Consider the following 18,403-nt stretch of genomic DNA (forward strand, 5'->3'; position numbering starts at 1 on the left):
AGTGTCGATGGTAAAGGCACGATATTGAGCAAAGACGATGCGATGGCTGAATTAATCCGCCGCATTGAACAAAAAACCCCAACCGGTTCGAGCATTCAGGAAGAGATGAAAGGCAATGGCTTTACCTTCCTCAATGCCTTACCAGCCAATGAAAAACTGATTGTGCAAACCGTGGTGCCGACTGTCGCAGCCAACACCACCACTGCCCCGAGTCAGCCGCTGATTGTGAGTGGCTCAAGCCGTGCCAGCGATGGCAAACAGGCGGTGGTGATTGATGTGAGTCAGTTGCCAAAAGGCACAGTGATTCAAGTCGAGAATATCGACTTTATCGCCATCGTCGGTGAAGTTCGCGCTATCGGCGGCAGTGGGCAAAACGTGGCGGTGGGGGACAATCTCAACCAATTTATTGTATTAGGTGCCGACAACGACAGCATCTATGGCGGCGGTGGACAAGATATTGTCGGTTCCCTCGGTGGTGATGACCAAACCTTTGGTGAAGCTGGCGAGGATACCGTCTATGGTGGTGCGGGTAACGATACCCTCACCGGTGGTACTGGCAATGACCGACTCAATGGCGGCTTTGGCAACGATACCGCTATCCAAAGCGGTGCGCGTACTGACTACACCATCAGCGTTGATGGTCATGCCGTGGTATTGACACACAACACCACCGGTGAAGTCGATCGTCTGTTGGACGTCGAACTGGTCAAATTCGACAGCGGCGACAACCTCACCATTCGCTATGGCGAAGTGTTTACCGCTGAATATGATCCGAACGTGCTCAACGTTACTGCCAATCGCCAATTCACCGGCGGCGAAGGTAATGAGATGGGCTATTTGCCGATGGGCTTGGCGTTGTATGTCGATGGCAGCAAGGGGCATGACGTCTTGCAGCTACTCGGCAAACGCAGCGACTACGCCCTCGAACGCAACGGCAATGCCCTCGAGATCACCCGTTACAGCGATGGCGCTATGTTTGACCTCAACAACGCCGAAACCCTCGCCTTCGACAGTCAAGAGGTGGTGATTCTGGCCAGAGATCGGGTAGAAGGCATCTTAGCGCGGATGGTGCAGGTCTATCTCAACCGTGATGCCACCGCTGCCGAATGGAAACTCGGCACCAAAGCAGTGGCCGACTATTACGCCGGCTTGTTGCAACCGCAAGAAGTGTTCGACTGGTTTAATGCTCGCAATACTGCTTTGGCGAAAATGGACAACGCCACCTATGTCCAAACGTTGTACCAAAACGCCTACGGTCGCCAAGCCACCACCGCCGAACTGACCCCGCTGGTCAATAAGCTGGAACAGCAACTCATCACCCGCGACTGGCTCGCCGTTGACATTGCCGCCAGCAGTGAAGCCATTACTGCCATTGGTACGGTGATGCAGTTTGATGGTTGGGTGTAAATAGTTAGGTTGTTGTAGCGTGTTGTTGAGCTGGGGCGTACTGTGGTGCGCCCCAGTGACCTTAGCTCAGGCAGGCAGAGGGTAAGGCAATTCACCAAAACTCAGCTTGGGTCCAGTAGTCGAGCCGAGGTGGATACCGTCGGCGAGATGACTGGCTTGTACTACCGCTAACACATCACTGCCGCCATCTTCATTCACCACAGCAGACACAATATTGCCAATCGTTTGTTCACCTGTGAGCGCACAAAACAACGGTTGACCAGCTTGCGCGTTAGCGGCGACTTTAGCCGGAAACATCCGCCGTTTTACCTTGCCGATATATTGGGTGCGGGCGACGATTTCTTGCCCTGGGTAACAACCTTTTTGGAAACTGATGCCACCGCCCAGCAGCTCTAAATTACACATCTGTGGCACAAACATTTCTTTGGTTGCCAGCGTAATCCACGGCACTGCCGCCACGATATCCTGCCGTTGCCATTCTGTGGGCGAAGCCTGTGGCAGGGCAAGCAGCGCTGGTGCAAGCGGCGTGCCATCGGTTAAAACGACCATCGCCCGTTGTTCTGGTAACCCCAATACATTAACTTGCGCTGTGTTTTGCTGTTGCCAATCCGTTACCACAGGTAAACCATAGCTAGCGGCTGCAGTCTGTCGCGCTTCTGCGCCGACCAAGCCGTAAATCTTCGCTTCACTCAGCAAACTGGCTTTCACTTTTGCCCGTAAGATAAACATCGACAAACGCTTTAACGTTGCCTCGGCCAAATCCGCCGACACCAACAAGTGATACGTGTCGGCAGTCGCTTGCCATAAGATAAAGCTGGCCTGCATCCGGCCTTTGGGCGTGGAATAGCTCGCTAAGCGGCAGTGTTGTCCATCTGCCTCGCGCACATCACAAGATAACTGCCCCTGCAAAAAGCTCTGTGCTTCAGGCCCAGTAAAAGCCAATACAGCCAAATGATCTAACTCAGCAACAAAAGGCGCATTCATCGCATATTTCCTTCGCGGTTTAATCTTGGAGCTCGAACTTCAGGGCAAAACCGGCTAGCACAAGCACTAACCGGTCTGACAGCTCGGTTATTCTGTTGCGATAGCGGCTTCCATCGCGGCCAGTTCAGCCGGTGTTTTACACGCACTGGTTTTTTCAAACCAAGCAATCGACTCGACATGTGCCGTATGTGGGAACATATTGACGATGCCGGCGGCTTTCAGGGTGTAGCCTTTGGTATGCACTAACACTGCTGCATCACGAGCTAAGGTCGCTGGTTGGCAGGACACATAGACAATCCGCTGTGGTGCAGTGTCATCGGTAAACGATTTACACAGTGCCAAAGCGCCATCACGCGGTGGGTCGATTAACATTTTGTCAAAACGGCCCAATGCCGCCAGTTTGTCTTCATCGATTTCAAATAAGTTAGCAATTTGATATTGGGTACGGTCTTTCAGGCCATTGAAGTCGGCATTTTCAACAGCACGTTCGATCAGCTGTGCACTGCCTTCCATCCCCAATACCGTGGCACCGCTGCGTGCAATCGGCAAAGTGAAGTTACCCAAACCACAGAACATATCGGCAATCCGTTCTCCTGCTTGTGGATTGAGCAAAGCCAGCGCACGTTTCACCAACACCCGGTTAATCCCCGGGTTGACTTGAGTAAACTCAGTCGGCTTATACGGCATCTCAATCGAGAAATCTGGCAGGGTATAACTCAGTTGTGGCACATCCAAGGGATAAAATGGATAGACACTGTCTGGGCCACGAGGCTGCAACCAGAATTGCAACGGCTGTTCTCGCCCTTGGTTATATTGATCGGCAAAGGCTTGCAGATGTTGTTCATCAGCTTGGGTCAGTGCATCCATATTACGCAACACCAAAGCATCGACATATTCACCGCAGGCGATTTCAATTTGTGGCATCCGGTTATAAATCGACAACTGCCGTACCAAACCACGCAAAGGCACCATTAAATCGGAGATACGTTGCGGCAAAATATGGCATTGCTGCATATCGGCGATAAAACTCGACCGCCGCTCGTGAAACCCGACCAAAATGGTATTTTTCTTCTCGACCCAACGTGCTGACAAACGTGCACGATGGCGATAACGCCAAGTGGGGCCATAAATTGGTGGCAGAATGGTTTCTGGTTTGACTTTGGCAATATGCGCTAAGTTGTCTTCTAATACCCGTTGTTTAGCCGCAACTTGTCCTGTTGGTTCAACATGCTGCATCGAACACCCGCCGCAGACACCAAAATGTGGGCAGGCTGGTTGTGTCCGTAAAAAACTTTCTTCTAACACCTTAACGGTATCGGCTTTTTCAAAGCTGGGTTTTTTACGATAGCTGGAATACTCCACCCGTTCATAGGGCAAGGCACCGCTGATAAAGATGGTTTTACCGTCGACATGGGCAATGCCCTGTCCTTCATGGTCGAGCGATTCAATACAGGCAACCGGAAAAGGCATAATTTTCCCCACGCAAAAGGGCGTATTTTCGCAAAAAAAACCACAGTCCGTACACGGAAACACAACTCCCGTTATACTGCGACTTTGTTCACCCCTTTTGCATAGCTGCCATGAGCCGTTTTCCTTCTTCCTGTGTACCGCGATTTGTCTTGTTATCCTATGTTTTGGTGGGGAGTGCCATCAGTCCATGGGTGATGGCAGGCATCCCCGAACCTGACTTTATGGTCGAACAACAAGGGCTGCATGTGGTGATTAACGTGCCACAAACTCGACTGTTTTTATACCGTGATGGCAAGCTAGACCAGTCGTATCCGGTTGCGGTCGGAAAAATGCTGACGCAAACACCAGCAGGTGAATACACTGTCACCGCGATTGCACGCAATCCAACATGGCATGTACCGAAGTCAATTCAAAAAGAAATGGCAGCAGCAGGAAAAGAAGTGTTAACGGTCGTTCCCCCCGGCCCCAGTAATCCATTGGGCAAAGTGTTTGTCCGCTTTGGTGAACCACGCTTAGGATTGGGGATTCATGGCACAAATGTGCCGTCTTCAGTGCCGGGTTTCCGCAGTCATGGCTGTGTGCGAATGAAAAACGAGGATGCGTTGACTTTTGCCGGCAGAGTATCAATCAGCACGCCCGTTTCGGTAATTTATCAACCCTTATTGTTAAACACCGATCCACAAGGTCATTTATGGCTCACCGTGTTGCCAGATGCGTATAAAAATGGCCGTGAAACGCAGCGTATTCGCCATGTAGCAAAAACATGGGCAGAGGACAACCAACGGAAATTAGAACTCAGTCGTTTTGACGCAGCATTAAAAGCCGGCAGTAAAGCAGCAAAACCGGTGTGCTTATCTTGTTCACAAGACAACCCACCACGCCCTAATCAGCTATTGGCACTCAATAAATCCCCTCGTGCTGCGGTGCCCGTTGTTGCTCCGCCGGTTACTGTTCCTGTTGTGAATGAAACCGAGCTTGCCGAACCGGCTTTGCGTGAATTAGATCAGCCCACGCCAAGTGTGGAATCTCCCAGCGAACCTGCGGTGAGCCCATTGTTAGAAGCACCACGGCAACCCAAAATCCCCGCAACAGAGACCATTGGCCAAGAGGATGTAAATAAACCGGTGAGTCGTGGTGATACCAAGAAAAAAACCAATCCTGCTGTCTTGCGCCAACCCAAACCGGTGCAATTAGACACACCGCTGTTGTGATCCGTTTTTGCTTTTTGGCGTGATGCTGAGTGGCTTGGGCAAGAGTTTTTCGACTATCTGCACCAAGCTATTGCTTTTTTCCCCATGAAAACGGTATTGTTCGCGCTGCACCAAGCAACTGCTTGGTCAAGGTGCTGCTAATGGGGATTAACACGAGATAATTTAATACCCCAAAAATATAACAACCTAATAAAAAAGCACCTCTGTCCGTTTTTATGGAGGAGAGTTTCATGAGCGAAAGCTACCAAGCGTTTCATCGCCGGTCGATTGAACAAGCCGAGTCATTCTGGGCCGAACAAGCGACTTTGATCGACTGGCACACCCCGTATCAAAACACCTTGGACTACAGTAACCCCCCATTCCGTCATTGGTTTGTTGGGGGCGAAACCAACTTGTGTCATAACGCAGTCGATCGCCATTTGGCCGACCGTGCCGACCAAAACGCCCTGATTTATATCTCGACAGAAACCGGCGTTGAGAAAAACTACACTTTCCGCGAACTGCACGAAGAAGTGTGCCGCACCGCAGCGATTTTGCAGACCTTAGGTGTCGGCAAAGGCGACCGCGTGCTGATTTACATGCCGATGGTGCCAGAGGCGATTTTTGCCATGCTGGCAACTGTGCGTCTAGGCGCGATTCACTCGGTGGTGTTCGGCGGTTTTGCCTCACATAGCTTGGCAACACGGATTGACGATGCTCAGCCTAAAGTGGTGATCTCGACTGATGCTGGGATGCGTGGCGGTAAGGTTGTGCCTTACAAACCATTGTTAGACAAAGCCTTAGAGCTGGCAGAACACAAACCAGACCGTGTGTTGTTGGTGAATCGTGGCCTCGATCCTGAAATGGACATTGTGCAAATGCGCGATGTGGATTACGCCACCCTGCGCGCCAAACACATGGACTCGCGTCCAGCCTGTGAATGGGTAGAGTCGAATCACCCAAGCTACATCCTCTACACCTCCGGCACCACCGGCAAGCCGAAGGGCGTGCAACGGGACACCGGCGGTTATGCGGTGGCGTTAGCGTCTTCGATGCGCCATATCTACTGTGGCAATCCTGGCGAGACTTTCTTCTCGACCTCGGATATTGGTTGGGTAGTGGGGCACTCTTATATTGTCTATGGCCCGCTGATTGCTGGTATGGCAACGGTAGTGTACGAAGGTCTGCCGATTCGCCCCGATCCGGGTATCTGGTGGCAAATCGTTGAGAAATACAAAGTCAGTGTGATGTTTACCGCACCGACCGCCTTGCGTGTCTTGAAAAAGCAAGACCCTGCTTATCTGAAAAAATATGACTGTTCCACCTTGCGTGGTCTCTACCTCGCCGGTGAACCGTTGGATGAGCCCACTTCGACGTGGATTACCAGCGAACTTGGTGTGCCGGTCTATGACAACTATTGGCAGACTGAAACCGGCTGGCCGATTTTGACTGCTGTGCCAGGTGTGGAGAAAACGCCGCTCAAGAGCGGTAGCCCAAGCTTCCCTGCTTATGGCTATAACGTCAAAATCTTGAACGAAGGCACGGGTGCAGAAGTCGGTGCCGGTGAAAAAGGCGTGGTAGTGATTATGCCGCCAATGCCACCGGGCAACCTGAGTACCATTTGGGGACAAGATCAGCGGTTTGTGGATACTTACTTCTCCTCGTTTAACAACGTGTTGGCTTATTCCACCTCCGACTGGGGTATTAAAGACGAAGACGGCTATTACTTCATCTTAGGTCGTACCGATGATGTGATTAACGTTGCCGGCCATCGTCTTGGTACTCGCGAGATTGAAGAAGCGGTTTCCGGCCATAGTGCGATTGCCGAAGTTGCCGTGGTTGGCGTGCAAGATGCATTGAAAGGTCAAGTGCCGGTCGCTTTTGCTGTGGTGAAAAATCCTGCTGATTTGGATGACCCCGTCCGCCGCGCCGAGTTGGCAAAAGAGGTGATTAGCAAAGTCGGCAGTGAATTGGGGGCGATTGCCAACCCAGCACAGGTGCACTTTGTCAGCCAGTTGCCGAAAACCCGTTCCGGCAAGGTGTTGCGCCGCTCGATTCAAGCGATTGCCGAAGGCCGCGACCCAGGTGATTTGACCACTTTGGACGATATGACCGGCATTGAGCAAATTCGCCAAGCGATCGTGAAATAAAACTTTCCACAAAAATTAGTCATTTAACATTACAAGCGTTCGTCTATTAAATAGGCGAACGCTTGTTTTTTTGCGTTAGAATCGCGCCGCACCACTTCGAAATGGCTGGCAACCCTAACTGCCCTACCCGTGGTGAGTCCGTCCGGTAACGGCGGCGCTGTACTTGGAAGGGTTCCAGATACAGTCGGGAATGTGAAGCCTGTCCATCACACAGCCATGTTGCTGTGTTAGACACAGGAAAAGGACTGTGTGCTAGCTGGCGCACTTTCTTGAGAGCAGTTTGCATGTCTTCTTTCCGTATTGCACCCAGTTTGTTGTCTGCCAATTTCGCCTGTTTGGGGCAAGAAGTGGAGACCGTGATTGCGGCAGGTGCCGATCTGATCCACTTCGATGTGATGGACAACCACTACGTCCCTAATTTAACCGTGGGGCCGCTTGTGTGTGAGGCGATTAAACCTCATTGTGGGCAGACCCCGATTGATGTGCATTTGATGGTAGAGCCGGTGGATGCCTTGGCGGCGCAATTTGCTAAAGCAGGGGCTGGGTTGATTACGTTCCATCCAGAAGCCTCAGCGCATATCGACCGCACTTTGTCGCTGATTCGCGATCATGGCTGTCGTGCTGGCTTGGTCTTCAACCCTACCACGCCATTGCATTATCTCGACTATGTGATGGATAAGCTCGATATGGTGTTGTTGATGTCGGTGAATCCGGGCTTTGGTGGTCAAAGTTTTATTCCTTCCACTTTGGGTAAATTACGCCAAGTCCGCGCCCGTTTAGACGCCTATTATCAGGAAACCGGCCGCCAAATTTGGTTAGAAGTCGATGGTGGTGTGAAGATTGACAATATTGCCGAGATTGCCGCTGCTGGCGCAGATACCTTTGTCGCCGGTTCGGCGATCTTTAACACCCCCGACTATGCGGCCACTATCGCTGCTATGCGGGCACAGCTAGCGACAATCGCCTGATGACCGCCGCCTACATCATCACTGGTGCATCGCGTGGCTTGGGCGCGGCATTATTCACTGCCCTCGCTGCGCCAGAACGACAATTAGTCGGTATTGCCCGAGAGGGACTGCCGGCAGAGGTCGTACAACAGGCACAAGAGAAAGGGGCTATCACCGAGCAGATTGCGGCTGATTTAAGCACCGCCAGTGGGGTCCAAACGGTGGCAGCCGCATTACATGAGTTGGCTATTAAGCCCCGTCGCCGCTGTTATCTGATTCACAATGCCGGTACCCTCGATCCGATGGCGTTTGCCGGACAGTGGGACGACCCGACTTGGGTGGCACGTTCGATCGCGCTTAATGTCAGTGCGCCGATGCAACTGACCGATGCCTTTTTACGCGCAACAGTTGGCATTCCCGACCGGCGGCTATTGTTTATCAGCTCTGGTGCAGCACATCACCCCTATCCGGGATGGAGTGTTTATGGCGCCAGTAAAGCCGCGCTCGACCAATTTGCCCGTACTGTTGCTCTTGAACAAATCATGGTGCAAGAGGGAGCTCGCGTTTGTGCCTTGGCACCGGGGGTGATTGATACCGATATGCAAAAGCAAATTCGCGCGGCAGATAGCGAACAATTTCCACAACGCGAACGGTTTATCAGCTTGAAACAAGACGGGCGTTTGCAAAGCCCTGCTGAAGCTGCCCATCGTGTTGCTGCGTGGCTACACCATGCGGCTTTTGGTGAAATGGCGGTGTTAGATTTGCGCGATATTATGTTATCGACCGCTTCCGCGTTGGAATAGAAAAGGATAATCATGAGCCCGATGCCAATTCAGGCAATTGCCTTTGATTTAGACGGTACGCTGGTCGATAGCCTGCCCGATTTAACCACTGCTGCGAATGCGGTGCGACAACACTTTGACTTAGCGACTTTGCCCGAGGCAGATATTCGCGGTTTTGTCGGTGATGGGGCGGCGATGTTGGTTGCGAGAGCGCTGGCAGGCGATTACAAGGCAACACCCTACGATCACCCACAGCAAGCACTGGCGATGACAGTGTTTGCCGAAGCGTATTTAGCGTGTGTCAGTGCCCACACCGAACTGTATCCAGGGGTGTTGGCTGCATTGCAATCGCTACAAGCGAAGGGCTTACCCTTAGCGGTGATTACCAATAAACCGTTGCAATTTACCGAGCCGTTATTGCAGGCGGTTGGGATTGCAAGTTATTTTCAACAAGTTTGGGGCGGTGATAGCCTGACGGAAAAGAAACCCTCGCCCTCGCCCTTGTTGGCATGTGCCGAAGGGTTTGGCATTCTTCCCGCTGCTATGCTGATGGTGGGCGATTCGAAAAACGATGTGCTGGCAGCACGGGCAGCTGGCTGTCCGGTGGTGGCGGTGGACTATGGGTATGCGGCTGATGTCGATGCCCTCGCTGCCGATCAGGTGGTCTCTTCGTTAACTGAGTTGCTGGCGCTGTTGCCAGACTGAGCCCCAAACAGATTTTTTCACCCTATTTTGTGCTGTAAGGAGGAGCGTCGCTGTTGTGGTTATCTCGTGTGATAACACAGGACGACGCAAACATGCATGATTCGTAAGTTAATCAGCCGCGTATTGCGCTTGCCTATCTCAGGTGAGCACAAAGCGCGGCCCAAAGTGATCCCGTTTGCCCAACATGGTGTTCGGCGCGATCAAATGAGTTCGCCAGCATTGAAAGTGGTCGCTGCTTTACAACAAGCTGGCTTTCAAGCTTTTATTGTCGGTGGCGCAGTGCGGGATGCCTTGTTGGGGCTGACACCAAAAGATTTTGATGTCGCGACCAACGCCACACCCGAGCAGGTGCATCATCTTTTCCGCCGTTCGCGCATTATTGGCCGCCGGTTTCGGATTGTGCATGTCACGCTAGAACGGGAAGTGATTGAAGTCACCACCTTTCGCGGGGGACAAGAATCGGTAACCGATGCCCAAGGGCGGATTTTGCACGACAATGTTTTCGGCTCGCAGGCAGAAGATGCCAGCCGCCGCGATTTCACTGCTAACGCACTGTTTTTCAATCCCACCGATGAAACCATCATCGACTATCACCACGGTGTGCGTGATATTAAACAGCAAAAGCTGGTGATGATTGGTAACCCCACTCAACGCTATCGTGAAGACCCCGTGCGTTTATTGCGTGCGGTGCGGTTGTCGGCCAAGTTGGGGTTAGAGATTGATGAGCCCACCCGCAAACCGATCGCTGAATTAGCCGATTTATTACGCAATGTGCCAGCGGCGCGGTTGTTTGATGAAATGCTGAAGATGATGTTTTCTGGTCATGCCTACGCCTGTATTCGGCGTTTGCGTAGCGAAGGCTTACATCACGGCATTTTTCCGCTACTGGATGCGATTGGGATTGATGATGAGGTGGGGCATGAGTTTGTTCGCTTGGCATTAGAAAGCACTGATTCACGGGTGCAACAAGATAAACCGGTCTCAGTCGGGTTCTTGTTGGCGGCTTTGCTGTGGCATCAAGTCCGTGTTCGTTGGCAGACGATTCAAGAGCAAGGTGAAAAATCCACACCGGCACTGTTTTTGGCCATGAGCGATGTTGAAGCCGAACAAGATGAACAACTGGCGATTCCGCGCCGCTTTTCTGCCACCATGCGTGAAATTTGGGCGACGCAACCACGTTTTGAACAACGCAGCGGCCAACGTCCATTCCGTCTGTTAGAACATCCGCGTTTTCGCGCTGGTTATGATTTCTTAGTGTTGCGAGCCGAGGCGGGGGAAGTTGATGCCGAATTAGCGCAATGGTGGGAAACCTTCCAATTTGCCGATCCTGCGACACAGCAATCGATGTTGATTCGTGAAGAACGCAGCCCACGCAAGCGGCCACGACAACGGCGGCGGCGTAAACCGAGTGCGGAGGCCTAATGGCAAAAGCGGCCATTGCTTTAGGCAGTAACCTCGATCAGCCAGCACAACAACTGACATTGGCGGTGGCGGCATTGGCTGAATTGCCCCATACCGTGGTCGGCGCGGTGTCGCGTTTTTATCGTACTGCGCCTGTCGGTTATGCCGATCAGCCAGACTTTGTCAATGCTGCGGCATGGGTAGAGACACAGCTCTCTGCTGAGGCATTGTTAGACGCCTTGTTAACCATAGAACAACGCTTTGGCCGTGTGCGTACCTTTGTGAATGCGCCGAGGGTGCTCGATTTAGATTTGCTGTTGTATGACGATTCGGTTATGTTGACAGAAAAATTGACATTGCCGCATCCGCGCATGCACGAACGTCTGTTTGTGTTAATGCCATTGGCTGATATTGCTGCCGATTGGTGGATTCCATCACGACAACAAACGGTGGCGGCATGTTTGGCTAATTGTTTGCAATCGGCTGTAGGACAAGACATCACACCGCTGTGAAACGTCGGGTTGGGGTGTTGTGCTATGCACTCTCGCGCCCTGCGGTGTCTTTTCATTCTGAGCAAGGAAACCACGAGCATCCGCTATGAACTATCGCTATATCGCCATTGAAGGCCCGCATGGTGCAGGGAAAACGGCTTTGGCGCAAAAGCTGGCCGAACGTTATCAGATGTCGCTGTTACTCGAAGACAGCCAACAAAACCCGTTCCTGACTGGCCTATACCAAAACCGGCGGCAATACGCTTTGCCCTATCAGTTACACATCTTGTTGCAGCGTGGGGTGTGTGCTAGCGAACTGACGGCACAGGTAGAAAGTGAGACGTTTACCCCACGGATTGCCGACTTTGCTTTTAATCGCGAGGTGTTTTTACCTCAAGTGATGCTTGAAGAACCAGAATGGCTTCTGTATCGTGCGTTGCAGCAAAAGGTGATGCCGGTGCATCCAGTACCCGATTTAATGATTTATCTGCAAGCCTCACCCGAAAGATTGGCTAAGCGGATTGCACAACGGGCATTACCGCATGAACGGGATTTTCCTGATGGTTATTTGAAAGCCGTGGTGACGGCGTATAGCGAGTATTTTCATAGCTATGACGCTGCGGCACTGATGATCGTGAATACAGATAATATCGATTTTGTCGCCAATCCCGACGATTTCGAGTTGCTGCTGGCCCGTATCCAAGAGATGCGCGGGCCAAGAAGCTATTTCAACAAGAGCATTTGATAATGCTACGGTAAAACGGAGAGCGGATGAAAGTCACTGTACATAGCCTGGCAAAACAGGCGGCGGCAGGTGAAAAAATCGCGATGTTGACCTGTTACGATGCCAGCTTTGCCCAGCTGATGGACGAAGCTGGCGTGGACATGTTGTTAGTGGGCGATTCTCTCGGCATGGTGATCCAAGGACAAAACTCAACCTTGCCAGTCAGCCTTGATGACATGCTCTATCACACTCGTCTAGTGGCGCGTGGTGCGCAACGGGCGATGGTGGTGGCAGATTTACCCTTTGGTGCCTATCAACAAAGCCCACAACAAGCTTTTGCTGCGTCGGCAGCATTGATGGCAGCCGGCGCGCAGATGGTCAAACTGGAAGGTGGGGCTTATATGGCGCCGACGGTGGCCTTCTTGGTGGAGCGTGGTATTCCTGTCTGTGCCCATATTGGTTTCACGCCACAATCGGTGAACACATTAGGGGTACGGGTGCAAGGCCGTGGTGAAGAAGGGGCGGAACGCCTCTTGCAAGATGCCCTCGCCTTACAAGCCGCCGGAGCAAGTCTGATTTTGATGGAAATGGTCCCTGCTGCCCTTGCCGAACAAGTCACACAACAGCTGTCAGTGCCTACCATCGGCATTGGTGCTGGTGTTGGCTGCAGTGGTCAGGTGTTGGTGGTGTACGACATGCTTGGTATCTATCCGGGTAAAAAAGCGCGCTTTGTGCGTGATTTTATGGTGGATACAGGTGCGATTCCGGCCGCGATTGCTGCTTATGTGACGGCGGTGAAAGACGGTAGTTTTCCTGCTGCAGAACATAGTTTCTAAACTTTCTAAACTATGTTGTGTGTTCAGTCGTTCTGAGTTTTCTGAAGATTTTTTCCAATGCATATTTTTCACACGATTGCTGAAGTCCGCGCTTGGCGGCGAGAGCAAGAGAGCGTGGCTTTTGTGCCCACGATGGGCAATTTACACGAAGGCCATTTGAAATTAGTCGAAGCGGCAAAACAGCGTGCGGCACGGGTGATTGTCAGTATTTTTGTCAATCGTCTGCAGTTTGGCCAAGGCGAAGATTTCAACAGCTATCCGCGTACGTTTGACGATGATTGTCAAAAGCTGATTACTGCGGGGGCAGATGCTTTGTTTTTCCCGAATGAGCAAGAGCTCTATCCACGGGTGAAACAAGATTTCAATGTCGAACCGCCGCATGTGCAAAATGAATTGTGTGGCGCTTTCCGTCCGGGTCATTTCCGTGGCGTGGCGACAGTGGTGTGTAAGCTGTTTAACATTGTGCAACCTGATGTCGCGTGTTTTGGTAAAAAAGACTACCAACAGCTCCATATCATCCGCGCCATGTGTGCCGACCTAAACATTCCAGTTGAGATTGTGGCGGTGGACACTGGACGGGCAGAAGATGGGCTGGCGCTGTCATCGCGTAATGGTTATCTGACGGCAGATGAGCGTGCTAAGGCCTCGCGGTTGTATCACAATCTGTGTGTGATTCGTGATGCTTTGGTGGCTGGTGAACATGACTATGCCTCGTTAGAGCAAACAGCAGTGGCCGATTTAGTTGCTCATGGCTGGCAGGTGGATTATGTCGAAATTCGCCAAGCGGATACTTTAGAAATTGCCCATGCGGGTGAAAAACGCTTGGTGATATTGGCTGCGGCCCGTCTTGGCAAGCCACGTTTAATTGATAATCTCGAAGTTTTTATTTAAGGAAGTCGCCTCCCATGCAACGCAGCATGTTGAAATCGAAATTACATCGCGTTACCACCACACATTCCGAATTGCACTATGTGGGGTCGTGCGCGATTGACGAAAATTTGTTAGAAGCCGCTGATATCCGTGAGTTTGAAGAAATTCAAATTTGGAACGTGACCAACGGTGAGCGTTTTGCGACTTACGCTATTAAAGCGGAGCGTGGATCTGGGATTATTTCGGTCAATGGCTCGGCATCACGTCGGGCGGCAGTGGGAGATATTTTGATCATCGCCAGCTTTGCGCAGTATGAAGATGCTGAATTAAGCAATCACAAACCTAAGCTGCTGTTTGTAAATGAAAAAAATCAGCAAGTGGCACTTGAGGATGCTGTTGCCACACAGCGCGCTTAATTCGCTACTGAGCCTAAAAACTGCCGCGTTAAACATGCGGCAGTTTTTTTATGCCCTTTATTTATCTCGAAGTGCTTATTGAAACGTCAGCCATTGTGCTGACGTTTTTTTTAAGGTTATTCGCAAAAACGACATAACCTGTCGCAGCACTTAGCTAGAATAGCTATCGTCTTAGCCATAGAGGAGTTTGCCGTGACCTACTCAATAGCCCACGATGTATTTCATCTTCGCCACAATGATGAACTGTTGTTCGATCAATCTGCTACAACACCCCCTAGACAGATTGAATTCAGTTGATATTGAGGCTGTCGATGCGGATGGTAAGTCAGTGAGGTGGGGCATTTTTTACTCATCCTACGATTTGAACAGGATGATCTTTGACACGCAATCACTGTATTTTTATCACATACCCACTAGACATAATTGTCAGTAACCAGTAGTCTTGATGATCTATGCCAAATTTCTAACAAAATGAATGAAATTGGTTTGTTTACGATAATTCTTTCAAGAAAGGAAGAAAATGTCTCAGGAAATTTTAGGTAAGTTGGAAGATGCATTAGGAACAAAAATTCCTCCAGAATTTAAATCGAAAATCGAGGAGAAACTCCGTGAGATGAGTAGCTATGTCCCGAAAGTTGGGGTTTTTGGAAAAACTGGAGTTGGGAAGTCGAGTTTATGCAATGCTCTATTTGGAAGAGATATTTGTGCAATTAGTGATGTAGAGGCTTGCACCAGAGACCCTAAGAAAGTTCTTCTTTCGTTTGGGAGTGTTGGTGGTTTAGAACTAATAGATGTCCCTGGTGTGGGGGAAAGTGCTGAACGTGATAAGGAATATGACGAACTTTATCAAAAGTTACTACCAGAGCTAGATCTTGTTTTTTGGGTTTTTAAAGCTGACGATAGAGCTGCAGCATCCGATGAAAAATTCTATAAGAGAATAATTCGTCCCTATATTGATGCAGGAAAACCATTTATTGCTGTTATTAACCAAGTTGACAAGATCGAACCATTTAGAGAGTGGGATACTGAAGAAAGACGACCAGGAGCAAAGCAGGCAAGCAATATTGAAGCAAAGCGCCATCACATCTCGGGTTTGCTTGAACTACCTCTGAGCCAAGTTTTAGCAATATCTGCGAATGAACGATATGGGTTAGTAGAATTAGTAGATGCCATTGTTCATACATTGCCTAATGACAAAAAACTAGTGGTTTTAGATAAAATTAAAGCGGCAGAAGAAACAGATATTGCTGCAAAACAAGCTGAAGCAGCAAAAGCACAAGCTGAAGTTGAATTAGAAAAAGCTAAAGCTGAAACAGCAAAAATTGAACTTGAAAAAGCACGCGAGGCTGCAGCGGAAAAAGCTATGGCCGAAGCAAATGAGATTGAACGATTAAAAATGCAACAAGAGTTTGAGATTAAAAGGTTAAAACTCGAAGCAGAAGAAAAAGAGGCCATTCGGAGAGCAGAAGAAAAGGCCAGAATAGCTAAACAGGAAGCAGAAGATCGCGAGAAAAAAAGAATTATTTCTCAGCGAGCAGAACGTGAAGCAGAAAATTCTACCATCTCTACAATATTAGATTATGCCGAAAAGATTCCAGTTATCGGCGGCGCTGTTAAATTTCTTAGAGGATTTTTTTCGTGAGTATAATTAAATATTACTACCATCGCGGAAAAATTGATGATCTGATTGTAAAACATCATCAGTTTTCGAGGCTTAAAAATGCATTCATAACAAATCCTCATTTTAAATGGAGGGACGAGTCAACAGGATATTTATCACATCATTTACAGGTGGCATTCTTTGGGAAATCTGGATATGGTAAATCCTCTACTGTAAATTCTTTTTTTGGTGATTCAATTCTTAAAACTAGCGATATTGAGGCATGTACCAGAAGGTGTGAAACTTTAGACTTTGAATTATCTAAAGATTGCTATTTATCATTAGCTGATTTTCCTGGAATTGGTGAAAGCGAATATCGAGATAAAGAATATTTGCAGATGTATGCTAGTTTTTTATCATACTCGACGGCGGTTGTTTACGTTCTCCGTGCTGACCAGCGTGACTTGACAGTTGATCTATCAGCTTACAGCACTATTTTTCCAAATACGGAAGATAAAAAGAAAGTCATTTTTGCACTAAATTGCTGCGATAAGATTGAGCCGGTTAACAGAAATTGCTCTGTAGAGCCTAGTGATGAGCAAATTCGTAATATTGAGATTAAAGTCAAATCTATTGTTGATTTATTTAATCCAGTAAATCCTATCGTGCCTTATAGTGCTGCAACTGGATGGAATATGAATAATTTGGCAAATGAAATTGTTCAGAAAATATCCACCTCTCAGGGAGTCGTTCTTAAATAGTTGGTAGCGTGGGCACTGTTTTTGTGCCCACTATATGTTTGATTGATGAGGGTTTGTGGTGCGTCGCCCCTTCGGGGTGACGGCACCGTACGGAAACCTGCTTGTGCTGAGGTGTCATACCCGACTAAGACATCAACGCAGAAAAAATTCTCGCGGCGGGATTTTGCCGTCTGGCAGCAGAAATCCCCTTCTTTAGGACAGAGAGGAAGTCAATCTAGCAGTTGCTCTATCACTTTATCGGCGCCTATCAGAGGGATAATACGCAGTAATACTTGCTCCAACACCCCTTGTTCCGCGCAAGTGATCATTTTCGCTTTACGTTCTTTCCATGACAAAGTTTGTATTAAACTGGCTGCCACCACAGAGGGCTGGTCTAAATTATTGACTGCAACTTCCGTTGCACCACCACGAATGCTGGTGCTAATAGGACAACAAATGAGCAACCCTGTTTGTTGATGATAAGTTTTAGACGATAGAACTAAAGCGGGTCGATATTTGCCAATTTCTTGACCTTTAGTTGGCTCGAAATCTAACCAAATAATATCATTGCGTTCTGGAATATAGGTTTGACTCATTCGTCACCGAGCTCCGTTTTATTCGGGACTGCCATCTCGTCGGCATGAGCGGTATAGGCATTTAAATCTTTCAACAAAGCCTCTTCAGAGAATGGCAACTTAAGCCGCTTTTGCTGCGCTCTAATCGGCTCAATCACGATTTTTCCATCACAAACTTCAATCGTGACCTGACTATTCACCTCAAGCCCCATGCTGGCCAACATATTGGCAGGAATACGCACTGCAGCACTATTACCCCATTTATTAATTTGCGATTGCATCATCAATTCCCCTTTAGCGTATCTACAATATAGATACTTTAGCACCTACTAACGTAGTGTCAACATTGTAGATACACACATACTTAGCCAAGCACTTCTATTTAATGACTTTGTGGTGATAAAGTTTTTCCAGATACCAAGATCAGGTTTTTTGGTGTGATTATTTGCTTATTAACGAGGGGTATTACCTCGGCAAGCTGGTCGCGTGGGCACTGTTTTTGTGTCCACTATGTGGCTGAGGAGTGTAGGTTTACGGTGCGTTGCCCCTTCGGGGTGACGGCACCGTACGAGTAATGTTTGCCCCGTTGTACCCTACTCCGCCGACATGCAATACGGCTAGTTTCCCTATCAATACTAGATAAATTGATTGTATCAATTTTGATAAGTTGCTATAATTAAACTCTTTTTCATCTAATCACTAAGTGGGTAATGGCGACTTCTTTGGCTTCACGCATGACAGAACGATTGGCTGCTTGGCATTGTGATCAATGGTTGAGCCTACGGCGACTGATTTTATCCCCTGCGCCGTAAAACCTCGCCATTCATGGCGGGGATATCAGGCGCAAACGGCAAAGCCGTTTTTGGGTTTGGTGTTGCGGTTGTAAAGTAAAAACAAATCAATGTTTACTTTGCTGTTTGTATAATGAGCGCATGAAACGACTCCAAGCCTTCAAATTCCAACTGACACCCAACGGCCAGCAAACACGGCAAATGTCGCGCTTTGCGGGTTCGTGTCGGTTCATCTTTAATAAGGCGTTGGCGTTGCAAAAGGAATGGTATCAGACTGACCCCACGATTCGATTTTCTTACGTCAAATTAGCCAATCTGCTGCCC

The 18,403-nt window shown here is 49.4% G+C and carries 19 protein-coding genes; 15 read left to right on the plus strand and 4 right to left on the minus strand.

Annotation, left to right across the window (positions count from 1 at the left end; all coding sequences use genetic code 11):
• Positions 1–1,407, plus strand: a 1,407-nt coding sequence (locus tag G465_RS16380) for a DUF4214 domain-containing protein (RefSeq protein ID WP_155846535.1), incomplete at its 5' end; no start/stop codon positions are given.
• Between the two features lie 66 nt (positions 1,408–1,473).
• Here the strand turns inward: G465_RS16380 and ygfZ are convergent.
• Both ygfZ and rlmD read right to left on the minus strand, forming a co-directional pair.
• Positions 1,474–2,391 (minus strand): CAF17-like 4Fe-4S cluster assembly/insertion protein YgfZ, encoded by a 918-nt coding sequence (ygfZ, locus tag G465_RS14400; protein WP_022654338.1) that lies wholly within the window; start codon positions 2,389–2,391, stop codon positions 1,474–1,476.
• A gap of 87 nt (positions 2,392–2,478) precedes the next feature.
• Positions 2,479–3,861: a 23S rRNA (uracil(1939)-C(5))-methyltransferase RlmD gene (gene rlmD / locus G465_RS14405; RefSeq protein WP_022654339.1), complete on the minus strand. Its 1,383-nt coding sequence runs from the start codon at positions 3,859–3,861 to the stop codon at positions 2,479–2,481.
• Positions 3,862–3,971: 110 nt separating this feature from the next.
• On the opposite strand from rlmD, the gene G465_RS14410 reads away from it, so the two are divergent.
• From G465_RS14410 to G465_RS0110130, 13 genes are all read left to right on the plus strand, one after another.
• Positions 3,972–5,072 (plus strand): L,D-transpeptidase, encoded by a 1,101-nt coding sequence (locus G465_RS14410; RefSeq protein WP_022654340.1) that lies wholly within the window; start codon positions 3,972–3,974, stop codon positions 5,070–5,072.
• A gap of 230 nt (positions 5,073–5,302) precedes the next feature.
• Positions 5,303–7,201 (plus strand): propionate--CoA ligase, encoded by a 1,899-nt coding sequence (locus G465_RS0110075; RefSeq protein WP_022654341.1) that lies wholly within the window; start codon positions 5,303–5,305, stop codon positions 7,199–7,201.
• Between the two features lie 284 nt (positions 7,202–7,485).
• Positions 7,486–8,169: a ribulose-phosphate 3-epimerase gene (rpe, locus tag G465_RS0110080; RefSeq protein WP_022654342.1), complete on the plus strand. Its 684-nt coding sequence runs from the start codon at positions 7,486–7,488 to the stop codon at positions 8,167–8,169.
• Positions 8,169–8,951 (plus strand): SDR family NAD(P)-dependent oxidoreductase, encoded by a 783-nt coding sequence (locus G465_RS0110085; RefSeq protein WP_022654343.1) that lies wholly within the window; start codon positions 8,169–8,171, stop codon positions 8,949–8,951. The genes rpe and G465_RS0110085 overlap by 1 nt, the downstream gene beginning before the upstream one ends.
• A 12-nt stretch (positions 8,952–8,963) precedes the next feature.
• On the plus strand, positions 8,964–9,635 hold the full coding sequence (locus G465_RS0110090) for a phosphoglycolate phosphatase (RefSeq protein WP_022654344.1): 672 nt from the start codon (positions 8,964–8,966) through the stop codon (positions 9,633–9,635).
• Between the two features lie 96 nt (positions 9,636–9,731).
• Positions 9,732–11,057: a polynucleotide adenylyltransferase PcnB gene (pcnB, locus tag G465_RS0110095; protein WP_022654345.1), complete on the plus strand. Its 1,326-nt coding sequence runs from the start codon at positions 9,732–9,734 to the stop codon at positions 11,055–11,057.
• Complete coding sequence (gene folK / locus G465_RS0110100) at positions 11,057–11,548, plus strand: 2-amino-4-hydroxy-6-hydroxymethyldihydropteridine diphosphokinase (protein ID WP_022654346.1); 492 nt, start codon at positions 11,057–11,059, stop codon at positions 11,546–11,548. The genes pcnB and folK overlap by 1 nt, the downstream gene beginning before the upstream one ends.
• An 85-nt stretch (positions 11,549–11,633) precedes the next feature.
• Complete coding sequence (locus G465_RS0110105; RefSeq protein WP_022654347.1) at positions 11,634–12,272, plus strand: deoxynucleoside kinase; 639 nt, start codon at positions 11,634–11,636, stop codon at positions 12,270–12,272.
• Between the two features lie 26 nt (positions 12,273–12,298).
• Entirely contained in the window at positions 12,299–13,087 is a 789-nt protein-coding gene (panB, locus tag G465_RS0110110) for a 3-methyl-2-oxobutanoate hydroxymethyltransferase (protein ID WP_022654348.1), read from the plus strand.
• A gap of 57 nt (positions 13,088–13,144) precedes the next feature.
• Positions 13,145–13,978, plus strand: a complete 834-nt coding sequence (gene panC / locus G465_RS0110115; RefSeq protein WP_022654349.1) for a pantoate--beta-alanine ligase — start codon at positions 13,145–13,147, stop codon at positions 13,976–13,978.
• Positions 13,979–13,992: 14 nt separating this feature from the next.
• Positions 13,993–14,373 (plus strand): aspartate 1-decarboxylase, encoded by a 381-nt coding sequence (gene panD / locus G465_RS0110120; RefSeq protein WP_022654350.1) that lies wholly within the window; start codon positions 13,993–13,995, stop codon positions 14,371–14,373.
• Positions 14,374–14,893: 520 nt separating this feature from the next.
• Entirely contained in the window at positions 14,894–16,015 is a 1,122-nt protein-coding gene (locus tag G465_RS15150) for a GTPase family protein (RefSeq protein WP_022654351.1), read from the plus strand.
• Positions 16,012–16,734, plus strand: a complete 723-nt coding sequence (locus tag G465_RS0110130) for a GTPase family protein (protein WP_022654352.1) — start codon at positions 16,012–16,014, stop codon at positions 16,732–16,734. The genes G465_RS15150 and G465_RS0110130 overlap by 4 nt, the downstream gene beginning before the upstream one ends.
• Positions 16,735–16,943: 209 nt before the next feature.
• Here the strand turns inward: G465_RS0110130 and G465_RS0110135 are convergent, their stop codons facing one another.
• Positions 16,944–17,309: a type II toxin-antitoxin system PemK/MazF family toxin gene (locus tag G465_RS0110135; RefSeq protein ID WP_022654353.1), complete on the minus strand. Its 366-nt coding sequence runs from the start codon at positions 17,307–17,309 to the stop codon at positions 16,944–16,946.
• Positions 17,306–17,572, minus strand: coding sequence for an AbrB/MazE/SpoVT family DNA-binding domain-containing protein (locus G465_RS0110140; protein WP_211213757.1), 267 nt, complete (start codon positions 17,570–17,572; stop codon positions 17,306–17,308). Before G465_RS0110140 ends, G465_RS0110135 begins: the two co-directional genes overlap by 4 nt.
• A gap of 648 nt (positions 17,573–18,220) precedes the next feature.
• Here G465_RS0110140 and G465_RS15540 point away from each other — a divergent pair.
• A partial coding sequence (locus G465_RS15540; protein ID WP_022654355.1) for a helix-turn-helix domain-containing protein occupies positions 18,221–18,403 on the plus strand: 183 nt, incomplete at its 3' end.

This window comes from Aquaspirillum serpens DSM 68 (genome assembly GCF_000420525.1).
Lineage (GTDB): Bacteria > Pseudomonadota > Gammaproteobacteria > Burkholderiales > Aquaspirillaceae > Aquaspirillum > Aquaspirillum serpens.

Bases quoted from the DNA above. Each gene is read 5' to 3' on its own strand.
- ygfZ (WP_022654338.1), bottom strand. From the start codon at position 2,391: ATGAATGCGCCTTTTGTTGCTGAGTTAGATCATTTGGCTGTATTGGCT.
- rlmD (WP_022654339.1), bottom strand. From the start codon at position 3,861: ATGCCTTTTCCGGTTGCCTGTATTGAATCGCTCGACCATGAAGGACAG.
- G465_RS14410 (WP_022654340.1), top strand. From the start codon at position 3,972: ATGAGCCGTTTTCCTTCTTCCTGTGTACCGCGATTTGTCTTGTTATCC.
- G465_RS0110075 (WP_022654341.1), top strand. From the start codon at position 5,303: ATGAGCGAAAGCTACCAAGCGTTTCATCGCCGGTCGATTGAACAAGCC.
- rpe (WP_022654342.1), top strand. From the start codon at position 7,486: ATGTCTTCTTTCCGTATTGCACCCAGTTTGTTGTCTGCCAATTTCGCC.
- G465_RS0110085 (WP_022654343.1), top strand. From the start codon at position 8,169: ATGACCGCCGCCTACATCATCACTGGTGCATCGCGTGGCTTGGGCGCG.
- G465_RS0110090 (WP_022654344.1), top strand. From the start codon at position 8,964: ATGAGCCCGATGCCAATTCAGGCAATTGCCTTTGATTTAGACGGTACG.
- pcnB (WP_022654345.1), top strand. From the start codon at position 9,732: ATGATTCGTAAGTTAATCAGCCGCGTATTGCGCTTGCCTATCTCAGGT.
- folK (WP_022654346.1), top strand. From the start codon at position 11,057: ATGGCAAAAGCGGCCATTGCTTTAGGCAGTAACCTCGATCAGCCAGCA.
- G465_RS0110105 (WP_022654347.1), top strand. From the start codon at position 11,634: ATGAACTATCGCTATATCGCCATTGAAGGCCCGCATGGTGCAGGGAAA.
- panB (WP_022654348.1), top strand. From the start codon at position 12,299: ATGAAAGTCACTGTACATAGCCTGGCAAAACAGGCGGCGGCAGGTGAA.
- panC (WP_022654349.1), top strand. From the start codon at position 13,145: ATGCATATTTTTCACACGATTGCTGAAGTCCGCGCTTGGCGGCGAGAG.
- panD (WP_022654350.1), top strand. From the start codon at position 13,993: ATGCAACGCAGCATGTTGAAATCGAAATTACATCGCGTTACCACCACA.
- G465_RS15150 (WP_022654351.1), top strand. From the start codon at position 14,894: ATGTCTCAGGAAATTTTAGGTAAGTTGGAAGATGCATTAGGAACAAAA.
- G465_RS0110135 (WP_022654353.1), bottom strand. From the start codon at position 17,309: ATGAGTCAAACCTATATTCCAGAACGCAATGATATTATTTGGTTAGAT.
- G465_RS0110140 (WP_211213757.1), bottom strand. From the start codon at position 17,572: ATGATGCAATCGCAAATTAATAAATGGGGTAATAGTGCTGCAGTGCGT.